Origin of the sequence: Mycolicibacter sinensis (assembly GCF_001673565.1) — a bacterium.
GTDB classification, from domain to species: Bacteria; Actinomycetota; Actinomycetes; order Mycobacteriales; family Mycobacteriaceae; genus Mycobacterium; species Mycobacterium sinense_C.
Window position 1 is genome coordinate 1 of record NZ_LZMF01000078.1, and the last position, 704, is coordinate 704.

The 704-nt window shown below is 69.7% G+C and carries 1 pseudogene; it reads left to right on the forward strand.

What is annotated here, in order from left to right:
- A pseudogene (locus A5648_RS24055) lies at positions 1-534 on the forward strand (fatty acyl-AMP ligase); the annotation flags it as partial.
- Between the last annotated feature and the right edge of the window lie 170 nt (positions 535-704).

The following is a 704-nucleotide window of genomic DNA, read 5'->3' on the forward strand; positions in this document are numbered from 1 at the left end:
CCCTACCTGCGCAGTGGCGACCTGGGGTTCTTCCGGGACGGCGAGCTGTTCGTCACCGGCCGGTGCAAGGACCTGATGACCATTGGCGGCTACAGCCACTACCCCAACGACATCGAGGACACCGTGGGCGGCAGTGACCCGGCACTGATGCCGGGCCGCACCGCGGTGTTCACGGTCAAACCGAACCCGCGCGCCGACGAGCAGCTGGTGATCGTGCAGGAGGTGAACCGCGCGTCGCTGAACTCCGACCTCAGCGGCGCCGTCGAGGCCATCCGCGCGGCGGTCCTTGCCACCCACAATGTTTCGGCCCACGATGTGCTGCTGGTCGAGCCCATGCAGGTCCCGACCACCACCAGCGGCAAGATTCAGCGCAGCGCGTGCCGGCAACGCTTCGTCGACGGCGGGTTTGCCCCGGTGGCGCAGTGGCATGCACCGCCGCCCGCCGCCACCCCGAAAGGCCCGCGGCTGAACTTCGGCAAACTGGCCGATGCGATGCGGAATTCGTTGCAGCAGCAGCGATCCCAGCGGGACTGAAACTCAGCCCCGCCCCGTTGTTTTCCGCCCGCGCTGCGCCAAGCCGGTCGCAGCGAGGCGCGCCAGGCCGCCCACCAGCGCACTCTTGACGTCCGGGGTGGCGTCTTTCGGCGGCGGCGCCTGCCACTGCGCCAGCGGCACCAGCTCACCGGCGAGGTACTTGTCCCGGC